The sequence below is a fragment of the Agrobacterium sp. CGMCC 11546 genome (genome assembly GCF_013365515.1).
GTDB lineage: Bacteria > Pseudomonadota > Alphaproteobacteria > Rhizobiales > Rhizobiaceae > Agrobacterium > Agrobacterium fabrum.
The window spans coordinates 1194116-1213475 of record NZ_CP047388.1 but is presented as its reverse complement, the minus strand read 5'-3'; the positions used below and the strand labels follow the sequence as shown (position 1 = coordinate 1213475).

The 19360-nt window shown below is 60.9% G+C and carries 3 protein-coding genes; all 3 read left to right on the top strand.

Annotated elements, in window-relative coordinates; genetic code table 11:
* The first annotated feature begins 23 nt into the window (after nt 1-23).
* Genes GSF67_RS20195 through GSF67_RS20185 form a run of 3 tightly spaced genes read left to right on the top strand, consistent with a single transcriptional unit; the run spans nt 24 to nt 19356 of the window.
* Nucleotides 24-4457: a type I polyketide synthase gene (locus tag GSF67_RS20195; protein WP_006310328.1), complete on the top strand. Its 4434-nt coding sequence runs from the start codon at nt 24-26 to the stop codon at nt 4455-4457.
* Nucleotides 4454-11653, top strand: coding sequence for a non-ribosomal peptide synthetase (locus tag GSF67_RS20190; protein WP_006310327.1), 7200 nt, complete (start codon nt 4454-4456; stop codon nt 11651-11653). Before GSF67_RS20195 ends, GSF67_RS20190 begins: the two co-directional genes overlap by 4 nt.
* 11 nt (nt 11654-11664) lie before the next feature.
* On the top strand, nt 11665-19356 hold the full coding sequence (locus tag GSF67_RS20185) for a non-ribosomal peptide synthetase (protein ID WP_006310326.1): 7692 nt from the start codon (nt 11665-11667) through the stop codon (nt 19354-19356).
* Nucleotides 19357-19360: the final 4 nt, after the last annotated feature.

The following is a 19360-nucleotide window of genomic DNA, read 5'->3' as shown; positions in this document are numbered from 1 at the left end:
TTCTAATCCAGCGAGAACTGCCCATGTCCGACTATACCAGCGCTTCAAACCAGGATCGGAACGCCTTTCGGGTCGCCGTCATCGGTATGGCAGGCCGCTTTCCGGGAGCCTCCGACATCGAGAGCTTCTGGGATAATCTGGTTCACGGCCAGGAGTCGGTCAAGCAATGGACCGACGAGGAACTCATCGCGCTGGGTGTTCCGCCCGAGCAGCTTGCGGACCCTGATTTCGTGCGGGCTTCGGCACCGCTGGAGGGGGCTGACCAGTTCGATGCCGAATTTTTCGGTTACAGCCCCAGCGAGGCGGAGATTCTCGACCCGCAGCAGCGCCTGTTTCTCGAATGCGCCTGGGCGGCGCTGGAGCGCGCCGGATATCAGGGCGACACCTTCGACGGTTCTATCGGCGTCTATGCCTCGAGTGGCTTCAATACCTATCTTCTGAACCTGCACGCCAATGCCTCGCTGCGTCAGTCGATCAGCCCGTTTGAACTGTTCGTGGCCAACGACAAGGATTTTCTGGCGACGCGCACGGCTTACAAGCTCAATCTGCGTGGCCCGGCCATGACAGTGCAGACGGCCTGCTCCTCATCGCTGGTTGCCGTGCATGTCGCCGCGCAAAGCCTCATTGCAGGCGAATGCGATATTGCGCTCGCGGGCGGCGTCACGGTTTCCCGTTCGCATGGGTACGTCGCGCGCGAAGGTGGAATATTGTCTCCGGACGGTCATTGCCGGGCGTTCGATGCGGATGCCGCCGGAACCGTTCCGGGCAGCGGCGTCGGCGTTGTCGCGCTCAAGCGTCTTGAAGATGCCCTTGCAGACGGCGATACGATCGACGCCGTCATCATCGGTTCGGCCATCAACAATGACGGCGCGCTGAAGGCGAGCTTTACCGCCCCGCAGGTGGACAGCCAGGCCTTGGTCATCAGCGAGGCCCATGCGGCTGCAGGAATATCGGCCGATTCCATCGGTTATATCGAGGCGCATGGCACGGGAACATCGCTGGGAGACCCCATCGAGATAGCGGCGCTGACGCAGGCTTTTCGCAAGACCACGCCGCGCAGCGGATATTGCGCCATCGGTTCGGTGAAAACCAATATCGGCCACCTCGATACGGCCGCAGGCATTGCGGGCTTCATCAAGACCGTGCTTTGCCTCAAGCACGGCAGAATTCCCGCAAGCCTTCATTTCAGACAGGCAAACGCGAAGATCGACTTCCCGGCGAGCCCCTTTGCGGTCAATACCGTACTGCGGGACTGGACAGCCTTGGAAAGCCCCCGGAGAGCCGGCATTAGTTCTCTGGGTATCGGCGGAACGAATGCGCATGTGGTGCTGGAAGAGGCACCCATCGACGCAAGTGCGCGCGCCAAGGCGCAAACGGCATCGCCGCAGCTTCTGGTATTTTCGGCGCGCAATGCAACAGCACTCTCGGCACTGCTGTCGGCGCAGGCGAAGGCGTTTGAGGCCGACACGGAACTTGCGCTCGAGGATGTTGCCTTCACGCTTCGTCATGGCCGGAAGGCTTTCAGCCATCGCCAGTCGCTGGTTGCCGATGATGTGGCGTCAGCCGCGGCGGAACTGCACCGTCTTGCTGCGCAAAAACCATCCATTGTCGGCAGCACGCCGTCACCGGTTTTCCTGTTTCCCGGACAGGGAAGCCAATATGCCGGAATGGGCAAGGATCTCTACGAGCGGCTGGAGCTTTTCCGCGCGCCTTTCGATGCCTGCGCGGATCGTCTTTCGAAGATCATGCAACGCGATTTCCGCGCTGATCTCTTTGCCGGACATGAGGATATCCAGAATACGGAATTTGCCCAGCCGGCGCTGTTTGCCGTGGAATATGCCCTTGCAAAGGCTTGGATGGCGCAGGGTGTGGTACCGCAAGCGCTCCATGGCCACAGCGTCGGCGAATATGTGGCCGCCTGCCTGGCGGGCGTCTTCGATCTCGATACGGCGCTTTCGCTTGTGGTAGTGCGCGGCCGGTTGATGCAACAGGCCGCCCCGGGCGCAATGCTTGCTGTGGTCCATCCCGATGCACCGATAGACTGGTGGCTTGGCGCAGACATTGCCCTTGCGGCCAGCAATGCGCCGGGCCTCAGCGTCGTTTCAGGCAGCATGGACGTCATAACAAGGCTCGAAACGGAACTCAAACAGGCCCGCTACGCGACCCGACGGCTTAAGACCGGACATGCGTTCCATTCGCCGATGATGGCGCAGGCCGCAGCGCGCTATCTGGAAGAATTGCGAAATGTCAGGTTTTCCCCGCCATCCATTGCGATGATTTCCAACGTGACGGGAACCTGGCTGAGCCCTTCGCAGGCGACGGATCCGAACTACTGGGCCGCACATCTGGAACAGACCGTGCGTTTCGACGAGGGGATGCGAACCCTTTTCGGCATCGACAACGCCGTCTTCATCGAGGCGGGACCGGGCTCGGCACTCTCAGGCCTCATCCGCGAACACGCTATCGCCGCCGACCGGATCATACCCTGCCTTGGCCGTTCCAGACCGGAAAACGAGACGAGCCAGTATCTTGCAGCGCTCGGCGATTACTGGCGGACCGGCGGGCAGCTCGACTGGCAGGCCGTATCGCCCGAAGGCGCTCGCGTGCCGCTCGCCACCTATCCGTTTCAGGGGCAGCGCTACTGGATTTCCGCTGAGACGGCAGAAAATCAGGCGCCTATCACCACCCCCGTCGACAGCGCCAGAATCTATCGTCCGACATGGCAGCGCCTTTCACCCGCAACCCCGGCGGATTGCAGAAATCGCCGTGTACTGATCCTCGATGAAGGACGCATCGGCAAATCCCTCGCCGCACGGCTGGAAGGCGCCGGCGCTCAGGTCTATCGCGCCATTGCGGGCGAGAGGTTTGACGAGTGCGATTTCCGCTGCTTCAGCCTTTCCGGACATACCGCGGCGGACTTTGCCCAGCTGCTCGAGACCCTGAGCGAGCGCGGGGCCCTGCCGCAGGACATCCTTTATCTGTGGCCCCTGAAGCCCGGCCGGCGGAACGAAGTTACAGCGCTGCTCAATCTGGTGCGGGCTCTCACCGCACAGGAGCATAAGGGCAAGCTGACGCTGGTGACCAATGGAGCGACGGATGTTACCGGGCTGGAGAGCCTCGACGACCTCCAGTCCCAGCTGCCGGGCATTCTGAAGGTTGCCGGTCAGGAATATGAAGACCTGACCTGCAGGCACATCGATATCATGGTCACGCCGGACATGGCGGATCAGGCGATCGCGGATCGCCTCCTGGCGGAATTTAACGGCACCGGCGCGGTGGTTGCCATAAGGGGCCCACATCGGTGGTCGCATGGCTTTGCGCCGCTCGACCTGCCCGAATCGCAGGCGTCGGCCCGGCTGAAAAAGAACGGCGTTTATGTCGTGATCGGCAATATCGCCGAAGGTGTCGGCACCGTCTGGCTGGATCAACTGGCGAAAATATCCGGCACACGCCTGTCGGTTCTGCAACCCGTCGAGGATGCGGAAACCGCGATCCAGTCGGACGCAGCTATCGATACGCGCCGGATCGACTGCAATGATCCGGCTACCATCGGCGCGGCACTTGATGAGGTGGTGTCGATGCATGGCCGGATCGACGGAATCTTTCTGAGCATGCCGCAGGCGAACCGGCAGGCGGCAGCGCCGCTTTCGATGATGGACGAGACACATCTCAGCTACAATGAAGCGGTTCGCATCGCGCCGCTGCGGGCGCTAATAGAGGCGATGGAGCAGCGGCGGGCAGGTTTCTGCTGCATCCAGTCATCGCTTGCAACCGTCATCGGTGGCGTCGGGCTCGCCGCCTATACATCGGGATATCAGGCGGTGGAGCTGCTTGTGGCCGCCCAGTCGCGCAGCGCAAGAATGCCATGGTTCGCCATTGGTTATCCGCTCATCGATGTGCTGGCCGCCGGCAAACGTTCCTCGCTCGATACCAACGCCTATGCGATTGCCTCTGAAGATGCCTGGGACCTGACGAGAAAGATCATCGAGAACGGCATTATCGGCACAACGATGCTTTCGCGCAGCGACATCACCGTGGCACCAACGGCGGGCAAGAAGGCGCAACTATCGAAAGCGCCCGCTTCGGGTCGTGCAAGGCCGGCGATGCCCACGCCCTTCATTGCCCCGCGCACCCGCATCGAAACCACGGTCGCAGGCATTTTCGAAGAGCTGATCGGCGTTAGCGGGATCGGCGTCGATGACGGGTTTTATGAGCTGGGCGGCCACTCTCTTCTGGCCATCCGCGTTGTCGCCAAGCTCCGGGAAACATTCCCGGTCAAGATCGAAATGCGTGAACTCCTCTTCGAAAACCCGACTGTCGCCCGCGTGGCCAGCATGATTACCGCCCATATGCCTGATGAAGGCGATCTGGACGAGATGGCAGCGCTGTTGATGGAAATCGAAGGCCTTTCCGACAGTGAAGTCCAGAGCGCGCTTGGAGGAGCAGAAGCACGATGAACGAATTCTACGCCAAACTCGCGAACCTTTCGCCCGAGCGCCGTCGCCTCATAGAGCAGCGTCTTGCCGAGCGGGGATATCAGTCGGCTCTCGATACCGTCATTCCGGGACGTGAGGAAGGCGATGGTGAGCGACCCCTGTCCTTTGCACAGCAGCGCCTGTGGTTCATGCAGCAGCTTGAACCTGAAAACACGGCTTACAACATGCGCAGCATCCTTCGGTTTCGCGGAAAACTGGACAGGACGGCGCTGGAAGAGGCGCTGGCGAATGTCGTAAAACGGCATGAGCCGCTGCGAACCCGCTTCGTCCCCGGCGCAGACGGCTTTCCGGAACAGGATATTCTGGCGGCTGGCGACGCGGAAATCGAATTCCTCGACCTTGGACAGGACAGCGATGCCGAAGCCACGGCCCGTCAGCACATCCTGCAGCGGCTCTCCGTGCCCTATGACCTCAGCCATCCGCAATTGCGTGTAATGCTGGTTCGTCTTTCCGCCGAAGATCATCTGCTGGCGGTCGGGCTGCACCACATCGCCGGCGACCGCTGGTCCATGACTGTTCTCGCCCGTGATCTCGCGGGCTTCTACAAGGACAGGACAGGACAATCACACCATCTGCCTGACATTCGCGTTCAATATGCCGACTGGGCGATCTGGCAGGGAAAGATGCTGCGCGGCCCGGTGCTCGAAAACCAGCTCGCATACTGGAAAAGGGCGCTCGGCACGGATCTGCCGGTGCTGGACCTTCCGTTCGACCGTCCGCGCCCGGCCATTGCAAGTTTCCTCGGCGCGCAATTTGCCGTCTGCGTCGATCCGGCACTTTCAGGACAGCTGAGGGCGCTGGCACGGGCGCACAATGTCAGCCTTTACGTCCTGCTTCTCTCCGCTTTCAAACTGGTTCTGCATCTCTATTGCGACAGCGACGACATCGTGGTGGGCAGTGAAGTCGCAAATCGCGACAGGCCGGAAACCCAGGCGATGATCGGCCCCCTGGTCAACACGCTGGTGCTGCGCACCGATCTTGCGGGTAATCCGGCTTTCTCCGGCCTGCTGCAGCGCGTCAGCGAGACCGTCCGCACCGGCTTGGCAAACCAGGACGTGCCTTATGAGCGGATCGTCGAGGCTCTCAATCCGAAGCGCTCCCTGTCCGAGATGACGCCGCTGTTTCAGGCCAAATTCGATCTGCAGCACAATCTGGCAAGGTTGCCCGAACTTGGCGGTCTCGCGATCGAAACCCTGCGTCTGCCCGACGGTGCCGCAAAAAACGAAATCCGTTTCAACCTCGAGGACAATGACCCCGATATCGGCGGCAAGATCGAATATGCAACCGATCTTTTCAATGAAGAGACGGTCTCCACCCTATGGCGGCGTTTCGAACATGTATTGCGCACGATCGCTGAGGACCCCGCCCGCAGGCTGTCGGAATTTTCTCTTCTTTGCGACGACGAGCAGCAGGAGCAAATCCGCCGGTCCGCCGGCCAGGCGCTGACACAGAGCGGGCTTTGCCTGCACGAGATGCTGACGGCGCAGGCGACACGCACGCCGGAAAAATCCGCAGTGGCCAGCGAACATGGCAAGCTCACCTATCGGGAGCTAGATCAGCGAAGCGATGCGATTGCCGCCGCGCTCGCCGCCAGCGGGTTTGGCCGGGGCTCCATCGTCGGCGTCTGCATGCAGCGTACACCGAACCTCATCGCTGCCCTGTTTGGCGTATTAAAAGCGGGCGCGGCCTATGTGCCGCTCGATCCGGACTACCCTTCGGAGAGGCTTGCCTTCATTGCGCGGGATGCGGCCATCAGGGTCGTGCTGACGGATAGCGACCGGCTGGCATTCGATGCCACGGATGATCTGACGCTCCTTGAGGTCGGCAAACTGCCCGATGCGGTCTTTTCCGCCACTCACGCCTGCGATCCGGCCGATCTTGCCTACATCATCTATACATCAGGGTCGACGGGTCGACCGAAGGGCGTGGCGATCACGCATGGGAATGCCGCCGCCCGTATGCAATGGACGGCCAACAACTTCACCAGTGACGAGCTTGCGAGCGTCCTGGCATCGACCTCGGTCTGCTTCGATCTCTCCATATTCGAGATTTTCGGCACGCTCTCCTGCGGCGGCCAGGTGGTGCTGGCCAACACACTCTTCGATTTGCCGCGTTTGCAGCATGTCGCAGAAGTCAGCCTGATCAACACCGTTCCAAGTCTGCTGCGCGAATATCTGCGCCACGACGCGCTTCCGACATCCGTTAGCGGGGTCAATCTTGCCGGAGAGCCGCTGCCGCCGGTCCTGCTCGAAGAGCTGGCGAAGAAGGCGCCGCAGTCGCGCATACACAATCTCTACGGACCTTCTGAGGATACGACATATTCGACGGGCGCGATGGTTCGCGCCGTCAGCGGAGGGAAAACGGTTTCCATCGGTGCTCCCCTGCCGGGAACACAAGCGTATGTCCTCGACCGGGCTGGGCGTCTGCGGCCTGACGGCCTTGCCGGCGAACTTTATCTCGGCGGAGCCGGCGTCACGCGCGGATATCTGCGGCGCCCCAGCCAGACGGCGGAGCGTTTCGTGCCGGACGCTTTCTCCGGCCGGTCCTCCACCTATCTCTATCGTACCGGCGACCGGGTCAGGCGCCGCGCCGATGGCACGCTGGAATTCCATGGACGTCTCGACAATCAAGTCAAGATCAGGGGCCTGCGGATCGAAACGGGCGAGATCGAGCACCAGCTTGAGGATATTGATGGTGTCAACGAGGCGGTCATCGCAGTCATCGGCGACGAAGCAAGCCCGGAACGCCAGCTGGCCGCCTATATTTCGCTGGATGCCGGCCGACAACTGACGGTGGACGACATCCGCGCCGCACTTGCAAGGCAGCTGCCCTCCCACCTCGTTCCGGCCTTGTGGACCATCCTGCCGGCAATGCCACATCTGCCGAACGGCAAGATCGACCGGAGCGCCCTGCGCGCACTGGAAATCAAGGGGCCCGACGGTAGCGGCACCGCACCCCGAAACCATATCGAGGAACGGCTTGCAGCCATATGGCAGGACGTCCTTCAGACGAGCCTGATCGACGTCGAGCGCAGCTTCTTCGAGATGGGTGGGCATTCGCTCCTCGCCATCAGGATCATTGCTCGCATCAAGGCCGATTTCGGGGTTTCACTGCCGCTGAAGGCAATTTTCGAGACACCGACAGTCGCTGGGCTGGCAAACCGGCTTGAGAATGAGGCTGAGGAAGCCCTCAACGTCGACGGCCTCGCGGTGGTCCATGATCCTGACGATCGCCATGAGCCGTTTCCGCTGACGGATATCCAGCACGCCTACTGGATCGGTCGCAACCAGGGCTTCGAACTCGGCAGCGTCGGATCCCATGGCTATCGGGAATTCGATATCGACAACCTCGATACCGATGCGCTCGAAAACGCCATAAACGCACTTGTCGCGCGCCACGACATGCTGCGCGCCATCGTCGATGCCGATGGGCGGCAGCGTGTGCTGGCGGACGTTCCCCATTATGCGCTGCCGGTGGCGGATCTGCGTGATGCAGCCGACCGCGCTACCTGCCTGATGGACATCAGAAACAGGCTGTCGCACAATATTTTCAAGGCGGATCACTGGCCGCTGTTTCACATCGAAGCCGCCCGGCTCGATGGGAAGACGACGAGGCTGTTCGTCAGTTTCGATGTTCTCATCGGCGACGCCTGGTCGCTGAAATTGATGGGCACCGAGCTCGCCGCCCTCATGCAGAAACGCGCGCTTCCCGAAATCGGACTGACATTCCGGGATTATGTCCTGTTCGAAAAATCCGCGCATACCAGTTCGGCCTATGAGCGGGCGCGGGAGCACTGGTTCGCCCGTATGGCTACCCTGCCAGCCTCACCGGATCTGCCGCTGGCATGCAATCCATCGCAGATAGAGCATCCGCGGTTCACGCGTCGCCGGGGCCGGCTTGCCGCGAAGGACTGGTCGCGCTTCAAGGATATGGCCCAGAGCGCCGGCCTGACCCCGACAGCCGCGATCATGACGATCTTTGCGGAGGTTCTGGCGCGCTGGAGCAGGCGTCAGGATTTCACCCTCAATCTGACCGTCTTCAATCGCGAACCGGTTCATCAGGATGTGGAAAAGATCGTCGGCGACTTCACGGCATCGCTCCTGCTGGGGCTCGATTTTTCGGCCCGCGCCGACTTCACCACGCGCGCGCGTCAAGTTCAGTTGCGCCTGATGGAAGATCTGGAACACCGGCTTTTCAGCGGCGTTTCCGTGCTTCGCGAACTGGCAAAACAGAACGGGCGCTCCGGCGGCGCCCTGATGCCCGTCGTTTTCACCAGCGTTCTGGGTCAGTCATCGAAAGACGACAGCGCTCCGCGTCTCGATACGCGCCTGGTGGACAGCGTCAGCCAGACACCGCAGGTCTATCTCGACCATCAGGTTTCCGAAGACCAGGGCGATCTGGTCTATAACTGGGATGCGGTCGAGGAACTCTTCCCGCCATCCATGCTGGACATGATGTTTGCCGCCTATGAGACGTTGCTGCGGGCACTGGCGAACGACGATGCAGCATGGCAGACCGAGCCTGATATCATTGATTGCCAGGCGTTCGAGACGCTCAACAACAGGGCGAAAATCGCGCTTCCTGACGACACGCGGCTCCTGCATGAAGCGTTTTTTCAGAGAGCCGCGGAAAGCCCTGAGAAGATCGCCGTCTGCGCAGGGGGTATCGAATTGACCTACGGACAGGTGGCCGAACGCGCGCTGGCGCTGGCGGCAAGCCTGCAGAAGGCCGGTGCCGGCCCGAACGACCGGATTGCCGTTTCTCTGCCGAAGGGCGCAGACCAGGTGATCGCCTGCCTCGGTATTCTGGCAAGCGGCGCGGCCTATGTGCCTGTTGACCCCGACCTGCCCGCGGAACGGCGTTTCGAACTCGTGGAAGACACGGCGGTCGATCTCGTCATCGCCGAAGGGGGCGACTGGCCGCAGCGGGTAAGGGTGATTGCGGTTCCCGAAGAAGGCGGAGCAAGACCTTCGCCCTCAGCGACCAAACCATCGGACCTCGCCTACATCATCTTCACCTCAGGCTCGACCGGCAAACCGAAAGGCGTGATGATCGACCATCGCGGTGCGCTAAATACGATCCTCGACATCAATCGCCGCTTTGGCGTTTCTGCCGAGGACCGGGTTTTCGCGCTCTCGTCTCTAAGTTTCGATCTTTCGGTTTACGATATATTCGGTCCGCTTGCGGTTGGCGGCGCAATCGTCATTCCCGTGCGCGAGGAAGTGTCGGACAATGCCCGCTGGATGAAGCTTTTGCTGCAACATCGGGTAACGGTCTGGAACTCGGTGCCGGCCCTTGCGCAATTGCTGCTGGCCGAACTGCCGGCGCTCCGGGAAAAGCCACCCCTGCGCATGATCATGATGAGCGGAGACTGGATTCCCGTCAGCCTGCCTCCCGCCTTGAAAGCACAATTGCCCGATGCTGACCTGATCAGCCTTGGCGGAGCCACCGAAGCCTCCATCTGGTCGATTTTCCACCCGATCGGAGAAGCGCTGCGGGACTGGACAAGCATTCCTTATGGCCAGCCACTGGCGAACCAGCGCTGGTATGTCCTCGACGATCAGGGCCGACCCTGCCCGCCATGGGTCACGGGCCGGCTGTTCATCGGCGGCATCGGTGTTGCGCGTGGTTACTGGGGACGGCCGCAACTGACCGCCGAACGTTTCATCCCCGACAGTTTTGCGGACGAAGAAGAGGCTGGAAACGGCGCGCTTCTGCTTTACGAAACCGGCGATCTCGGACGACTGCGACCGGAGGGATTGCTGGAGTTTCTGGGGCGCGAAGATTTCCAGGTGAAGGTCAACGGCTTCAGGATCGAGCTCGGAGAGATCGAGACCGCGCTGCTGCAAAATGAAAATGTCGCCGAAGCGGTGGTGACGACGACGGGCCAGCCACCTGCCCTCGTCGCCTATATCGTTCCGGATACCAAAGGCAGCCTCATCGGCAAACTGGAAGCGAAGGCCGGTGGGTCAGGCAATGGCGGGTTGGGCAATGCCGGAAGGACCGTGGATTTGGCCACACCGGACGGCCTGTTCCACGAAGCGATCGCCCGGCAAAGTCATCGCCGGTTTTTGAACGCTCCGACGGAGCTTCAGAAAATCGGCCATCTCCTGGCCAGCGTGCGGGCCTTCGACATATCAGGAACGCCGCTGAAAAAGACCCTCTATCCGTCTGCGGGGGGACTTTACCCGGTTCAGACTTATATTCTGGTCCAAGACGGCCGGGTCGAAGGATTGTCTGGCGGCTGGTATCGTCATCATCCCGCCGAACATCGGCTGGAGTTTCTGGCGGCCACTTCGCAGGAACAGATCGCGGCAATCGCCGGCAAGAGCGACGATATTGTCGGGCAATGCGCTTTCCTTGTGCTTTTCACCGGGCACGCGGCAGCTATGGCGCGCAGCTACGGGCAAAAGTCCAGAGACTTCTGCCTGCTGGAAGCCGGTCATATGGCGCAGACCATGATGCTGCATGCGCCGCGTCTCGATATCGGCCTCTGCGCAGCGGGCGGCGTCGATCTGACCGCCATCGCATCGGCACTGGCAACCGAAGAAGACGATGAGCCGCTTTATGTGCTGGCTGGCGGGTCCATCGATCCCGTCTGGAGCACACAGTGGCAGGCATCCGCGCAAATGCGGGGTGAAACCCTCTCGGAGCGGCTGCGCGCCTTTCTTGCCGGAAAACTTCCCGCTTATATGGTTCCGCGCGAATTCGTGATCATGGAACGACTGCCTCTCAGCGCCAATGGCAAGGTTGACCGCCAGGCCCTGCCGGCGCCGGGCGGAAGGGCACGCCAAACCGTTGCCCCGGCAACCGAAAACGAGAGCGCACTTCTGGCGATCTGGCACGAACTCCTGTCCAGCGACAGCGCCGGCGTGGAGGACAATTTCTTCGAAGCCGGCGGCGATTCACTGACGATCATGCAGCTGCTGTCGCGCATCAGGCAGGAATTTTCGGTTCACCTGACGCTTGCCCAGCTCTTTGGCGCCACCACCGTCAAAGCCCAGTCGGAATTGCTCGGCTCACTTTCACCGTCCCTGCCGGACGAAGCGGAAACCGGTATCTCCCCGATCGTTGCGCCGACATCCGTGAATGACCTTTCCGATGATGACGTGGATAAGATGCTGGAGCAGCTGCTCTCCGGCCAAAAGGACCAGTAGACGTGAACACAATGGATATTTCCCGACTGACCCCGGAGGAAAAGCGGCAGCTTCTGCAGCGCCTGATGGCTGGACAGCAGGCATCCGAAAAGAAGAACTTCCGCCTGAGCCATGCCCAGGAACGTATCTGGTTCGTCGAGCAGATGCAGCCCGGCACAGGCGCATATTCGATACCCGTGGCCATCAGGCTGGAAGGCCCGCTCGACCGCGACAGGCTTAGGATCTGCTTCGATATCGTGGTGCAGCGCCATGAAAGCCTGCGGACAGTTTTCGAGGTTCGGGACGGCGAGCCGTTCCAGGTTATCGCTTCACAGACGACGGCAAACTTCAGTTTTCACGAACCGGGCAATGATGAAACCAGGCGCGACGCCGCCATAGGCCGCTTCGCGCGGGAACCGTTTAATCTCTCGCAGGGTCCGCTGTTTCGCGTCGGCCTGTTCTCCGTCGCACCTGACGAGCATATTCTCGTCATGGTGATCCATCACATCATTTCCGACTACGCCTCGTTGCAGATCCTGATCGACGAGGTCTACAGGCTTTATAGCGCAGCCGAAGCTCCAGCCATCGGCCAGCTGCCGGCACTCGACATCCAGTACAGCGACTATGCCGAATGGCAACGTAACGACAACGCGGCGCTTTCAGGCCAGATCGACTACTGGCGCGAACAGCTGCGTGACGCACCGCTGCTGCTTCAACTCCCGTTCGATTTCGCCCGGCCGGTGACGCAGTCGTTCCAAGGCGCCCGGCACAAATTCCGCCTTGGGCCGGCCCTCTCCAGCGCCGTCAAGGATCTGGCGAAAAGCCGGAAACTGACGACATTCATGGTGCTGCTGGCGGCCTATCAAATTCTGCTCGCCCGCCTTTCAAGATCGGACGATATCTGCATCGGCACGACGGCATCGAACCGGAACCGGGCGCAGACCCGCAATCTCATCGGGTTGTTCGTCAACAATCTCGTCTTGCGGACGCGTCTACAGCCGAATGACACCTTCGATACGCTCCTCGACAGGGTTCGGGATACGACCCTTGAGGCGCTGTCCAACCAAGATGTTCCCTTTGAGCAGGTGGTGGATGCACTGAATGTCGAGCGTGACGTTGGCCATAACGCCCTGTTCCAATCGACTTTCGTGCTTCACAATGCGTCCGGTGCAGCTTTCGATCTCGGCGATATCAAGGTCACGCCGATCGCGCTCGATTCCGGCGCCTCGCGTTTCGATCTCAGCCTGGACATGCACGAGGGACGGGGAAACGAAGGTTTCAGTGGGGTTTTCGAGTTCAACACGGAACTCTTCCTGCCTGAAACGGTGTCGCGCTTCTCTGCCTATTTCCTGAGACTGCTCGGCGGGCTCGTATCGAACCCCGGCGGCCGCATCACCGAAATCGACCTGCTGGACGAGACGGAGCATGCGGCTATAGCGACTGCGAACCGGACAACCATTGCCTTTCCATTGAGAGATGTCGCATCGCTGCTGGAAGAGACGGCACAGGTGCGCGGCTCGTCCGTGGCCGTGCGCTGCGGCGACCGGCAATATTCCCACGGCGATCTCAACGAAGCCGCCAACCGGGTGGCATCCGGTTTGCGTGATCGCATCGGCAACAGCAAACCTCATCCCCGCATCGCCATCTGCCTGCCGCGTTCCGAAAACCTCGTCATCGCCATCCTCGCGGTGCTCAAACTGGGCGGCCATTACGTGCCTCTCGACCCCGGACACCCGGCGGAGCGGCGCGCACTCATTCTCGAGGACTGCAAGCCAGACATCATTCTCATCAGCGAGGGTGAGGATACGGCATATCCATGCGGCTGCATGGCGATTGAACCCCTGCTGCGTGCAACCGGCTCCTTCGGTAACCCGCATCGCGAGACGCTACCCGACGACCTGGCCTATATCATCTATACCTCAGGCTCGACGGGCAGGCCGAAAGGCGTCCCGATCAGACAGAAAAGCCTGGTCAACCTTCTCACCAGCATGGCGCGGCGGCCCGGCATGTCGGCTGAAGATCGTTTCCTTGCCGTCACCACACCGGCTTTTGATATCGCCACCCTGGAGTTGCTGATGCCGCTTATGGTCGGCGGCCTGCTGATTATTGCCGAAGCCGATGACGTCTATGACGATATGGCGCTTTCGGAGCTTATCCGGAACCACGGCGCGACGATGATGCAGGCGACACCCGCGACATGGCGGCTGATGGCCGATGCCGACTGGAAGGCTCCGGCGGGTTTCAGGATGCTTTGCGGCGGCGAAGCGCTTGAGCCCGGCCTTGCCCGCCGCCTGCTGGCAACCGGAGGCGAATTGTGGAACCTCTACGGCCCGACCGAGACGACCATCTGGTCCACCTGCACCCGCATATGCGCGGAACATCTGGAGCTTCCTGCCCTGCCGGTCGGCGAGCCGATCGCCAATACGCAGCTTCATCTGCTCGACGACGCGCTGATACCGGTGCCGGCGGGCGTTGTCGGAGAGCTGTATATCGGCGGTGAAGGTCTGAGCCCCGGCTATTTCAACCGGGACGACCTGACGTCGCGTGCATTCGTCGAAGGGCCGGCCGCGGGCTCGAACGGCGGAGGCGAGAGATCGAGGCTCTACCGAACCGGTGACCTGATGCGGCGTTCCGCCGCCGGGCACCTTCTTTATGTTGGTCGCGCCGATTTTCAGGTCAAACTTCGCGGGTTCCGCATCGAACTCAGCGAGATCGAGGCGATCCTTGCCGCACAGCCATCCATCGAGCAGGCCGTGGTTACGCTTTTTCAGGACGAGGAAGGGTCAGGCACCCTCGTCGCCTATTGCCGCCGAGGAACAAGCCCGGTGGACGAGGACGCAATCCGTGCAGCGCTTGCCTCGCAGCTTCCCTCCTACATGCTTCCCGCCGCCTATGTCTGGATGGACAGTTTTCCACTAAACGCCAATGGCAAGATCGATCGCAAGCGGCTTGAACGACCAAAACAGATCGTATCGTCAACCGCCTACACCGCTCCGCTCGAAGGGACCGAACAGACCGTCGCCGCCATATGGCGTGAGTTGCTCGGCGCCGAAAAGATCGGCCGTGACGCCAATTTCTTCACGGTGGGCGGCCATTCGCTGCTGGCGACGCGGATGCTTGCGCGTTTGCGGGCGTCATTCGCCATCGACCTGCCGCTGCGCACCGTTTTTGAGAGACCCCGACTTGCGGATTTTGCCGGTGCTGTCGATGCGCTGGTGAGCATGACCGAACGCAGGCCGGAAGCGGTTTCCTCCGGGCTGTCCAAGCGGGAGCATACCGGCCCAACACCGCTGTCCCATGCACAGAACAGACAATGGGCGCTTGCGCAGCTGGAACCGGACAGCCCGCTCTACAACATCCCTTTTGCCCTGAAGATCAGGGGAGCGCTCGATTTCGAAATCCTCTCGCATGCGCTGGAACTGACGGCACAAAGACAGGATACGCTGCGCAGCCGCTTCGTCTCCGTCGATGGCAAGCCCTTCGTCGAGACCGACCCGGAGATGATATTCAAGATCGTGCCGGAAGAGATCGGCGACCGGGAACTCGAGGCTGCCCTGCTCGATTGCGCGCGCCGGCCATTCGATCTTGCCGTTGCACCCCTCCTGCGCATTCACGCCTTCCGCACCGGTCCGCAGGATCATGTCCTGCTTTTCCTATTGCACCACATTATCGGTGACGCCCTTTCAGCCGAAATTCTGCTGAACGACGTTGCGACGTTTTACGCGTCCCTCTCGAAGAAAGAAGCACCGCCAAACGGGGCGCTACCGCTGCAATATTCGGATTTTGCAATCTGGCAACGGGAACAGGACACGACGAATGAGGTTGATTACTGGCGCAGGACGCTTGCCGGCGCTCCGCCACTGCTGGAATTGCCTACCGATTTTGTGCGGCCCGCCATACAGGGCTTCTCCGGCGAGAGCATCCGCTTCTCGCTCAATGCGGATTTGCTCGCAAGATTGCGCCAACTCTGCGACCAGCAAGGCGCTACCCTTTTTATGGGAATGCTGACAGCGTTCTCGACGCTGCTCCAGCGCGTGAGCGGCATGCGCGATATCGTCATCGGCACACCGGTCTCCGAGCGGTTCCATCCCGATCTGGAAAACGTTATCGGCATGTTCGCCAATACGCTGGCGATCCGGTTGCAGACGCAGGGCGGCGAAAACTTCAACGAAGCACTGAAGGCAGCCCGCGACACGGCATTAAGCGCTTTCGCCAACCAGACCGCACCGTTTGAGAAAGTGGTGGATGCGCTGTCGCTTCCGCGGACATGGAGCCACAACCCGCTGTTCCAAGCCATGCTCGTCTCGACCGTCGAAACCCGGCGCGGCGCCATCTCGCTCGCCGGCATGGAGTGGGACCGACTGGCGCTTCCCGACACGTCGTCGCGCGTGGACCTGACATTGTTCATCCATGAAACGGCAGAGGAACTGTCGTGCCGCCTCGAATATCGCAGCGATCTTTTCCGCCGGGCAACTATGGAATCGCTTGGCGAAGCCCTCGTCGCCCTGCTCGAAAAAATCGTTGAGCGACCTGAACTGCCACTCGACAGGCAGTCACTGGTATCGGGCAACCATCAGAAAAGGCTGCGGCAATGGAACGAGACGGATGCGGAATTTCAGCCGCAGCGGCGCTGCCTGCACGACTTTGTGACAGCAAGTGCCGAGACCAGCCCACAGGCGATAGCCGTTACCGATCAGGACCGGAGCCTGTCCTACGCCGAACTTGACCGGAGAGCCGACCGGCTTGCAAGCGGGCTCGTCGCAGCCGGCATAAGCAGGGGAAAACGGGTCGGTATCCGCCTTGAAAGGAGCGTGGAGCTGGTGGTTGCCATATTGGCAGTTCTTCGCACCGGCGCGACCTATGTGCCGCTCGACCCGCGTTACCCCGCAGACCGCATAGAATTCATCGCCGCGGACGCCGATCTCGCGCTCATTCTGGTCACGACCGAGAATGATATTTCAACTGTCGGACAGAATTTCCGATGCATGACGCCTGGCATGGTGGAAAATCTGGCAGGCGGGGTTGTTCCAACGCCGGCGACGTCAGGAACCGATCTTGCCTATATCATCTACACATCAGGTTCGACGGGCAGGCCGAAGGGCGTGGCCATCGAACATCGAAACGCCGTTGCTTTCGTGCAATGGTGCCTGCACGCCTTCAGGGACGATCAGTTGTCCGGCGTGCTCGCTTCCACCTCGATCTGCTTTGATCTTTCGATCTTCGAAATATTTGCGACGCTTGCAGCGGGCGGGCGCATCTTCATGGTCGATGATCTCTTCGCCTTCCCAAGTGCACCATTCGCAGGTGACGTGACGCTGGTGAACACCGTTCCGACGCCGATGTCGGAACTGCTCAAACTCGGCCCTCTGCCGCAGAACGTGAAAACAGTGTGCCTGGCGGGAGAACCGCTGCCGCGTGAACTTGTCGCGCGGATTTACGCCAACGACCAGGTGGAATGCCTCTATAACCTCTACGGTCCCTCGGAGGACACCACCTATTCGACGGTGGCCCCGGTGCCTCCATCGGGCGAATGGTTCGGCATCGGCGTGCCGATTGCCAATACCCGCGCCTATGTGCTCGACGGCGAGATGAACGAGGTGCCGGTTGGGGTGCCCGGCGAACTCTTCCTGTCCGGCAGCGGATTGGCGCGCGGCTACTGGAACCGGCCCGGCCAGACCGCCGAGCGTTTTCTGCCCAATCCCTTTGCCGACTGCAGCCAGCACCGCGTCATGTACCAGACCGGCGATATCGTGCGCAGGCGCGATGATGGCGGTCTCGATTATATGGGACGCGCAGACCGGCAACTGAAGCTGAACGGTTTTCGCATCGAGCCGGGTGAAATTGAGGCCGTATTGCTGCGGCAGGAAGGGGTACACGAGGCGGTTGCCGGGCTCTGGCGCGACGCCGCCAATCATCCGCGGCTGGCGATGTGGATTGCCGGCGATCCCGCACTGGAGATCACCAAACTTGTCGCAACCCTCAGGCAACGCTTGCCCGAGCACTTCATTCCCACCCTTGCAACCAGGCTCGATGCGCTTCCGCGCCTGCCGAACGGCAAGCTGGACCGATCCGCGCTGCCCGATCCCGCAGCTCATGGCGAACGCGCCACGGAAACCGCAAGTCCGCTCAATGACCAGGAGGACGTGCTGGCGCAGATATGGCAAACCTTGCTCGGCTGCGGAGACATCCGGCGAAACGACAATTTCTTCTCGCTTGGCGGCGATTCCATCCTTGCCATCCAGCTGGTTTCACAGGCCCGCCAGAAGGGGTTGAAGATGACCCCGCGCGACGTCTTCCTGCATCCCACGCTCGCATCGCTCGCGGAAGCGACACGCGTGGAAAGCAGTGTGACAGTCGGAACCGGTCATGCCGATGATGAAACTACGCTCGGGGCGATACAGCACTGGCTGCTGGATCAGGACCTGCCCGATCTTGCCCACTGGAACCAGGGATTGATCCTGAAACCCACTCGATCTCTCGATCCCGATCGGCTCGAAAAGGCGATTTCAAGGGTCCTAGAGGAGCATCAGTCTCTACGCGCCCGATTTTTGCGCGAGAACGGGCAATGGCAACAGAAATTCGCCCCTCTTTCGGCAATGCCGCTGATGCAGCGACTGGCCGCCGCGGATGAGAACGACGTCACGGATTTTGCCAGAAAGCTTCATGCCGGTTTCGATCTTGGTGCCGGGCCTCTTTTCGGCGCGAGTTTTGCGACGCTCCCCGATGGCTCCGGCCGCCTCATTCTCGCGGCCCACCACCTGATCGTCGATGGCGTGTCTTGGCGAATGATCGTTGCGGATATCGAGCGGCATTATCTGGAGGCCAGCACCATACGCTCCGGCGCAGTCGCGGCGGGCAGCTGGAACAGCCGGCTTTCACGGTCGGTGATCTTCGACGACGAGGAGGAATATTGGCGCGGCGTCTGCTACGAAGACGTCCGGGCGTTGCCGCTCGACAACGAGAGTGGGAGCAATACTCAATCGGATGCGGTGACGTACCGACAGACGATCGATTCCGAAACAACAAGGCAACTGCTTCGTGATGTGCCGGAATGCTTCAGCATCGCCTCAAACGAGGTTCTGGTCGCAGCCCTTTATCTGACGCTGCGGCAGTGGAGCGGCCAGCCACGCCTGCGGCTAGAAATGGAAAGCCACGGCAGACCGAACCTGTTCGAGGATATCGACGTTTCCGAAACGGTGGGATGGCTGACCGCGCTTTATCCCGTGTTGTTCGATACGCCGGATAACGCGACACCGGACCGCCTGCTTCTCGACGTCAAGGATACGTTGCGGCGAATTCCCAATAACGGCGTCGGTTTCGGTGTTCTGAAATATCTCCGCAACAAGGCTGAGCATTTGGACTATGGCAAACCGCAGCTCCGCTTCAACTATCTCGGCCAGATGGATGCCATGTTCGCAGCAGATAGCCTGTTTGCGCCTTCAGGCATCACATCCGGCCCGATGTACGGTGCCGCCAACCCGCGTGATACGATCCTCGAGATCAACGCCATGGTCGTGCGCGGTGAGTTGCAATTGCAGTGGGTCTATGGGGCGCAACTGCATTCCGAAGACACCATCAGGACGCTGGCGGACCATTTCCGGGACAATCTTGAAACGCTGATCCAGCATTGCCTCACCGGTTCAGGTGCGGGTTTCAGCCCTTCTGATTTCCCGCTGATGGATCTCGGCCAGGACGAACTCGACGATCTGCTAAAGAGCTTGTGACACT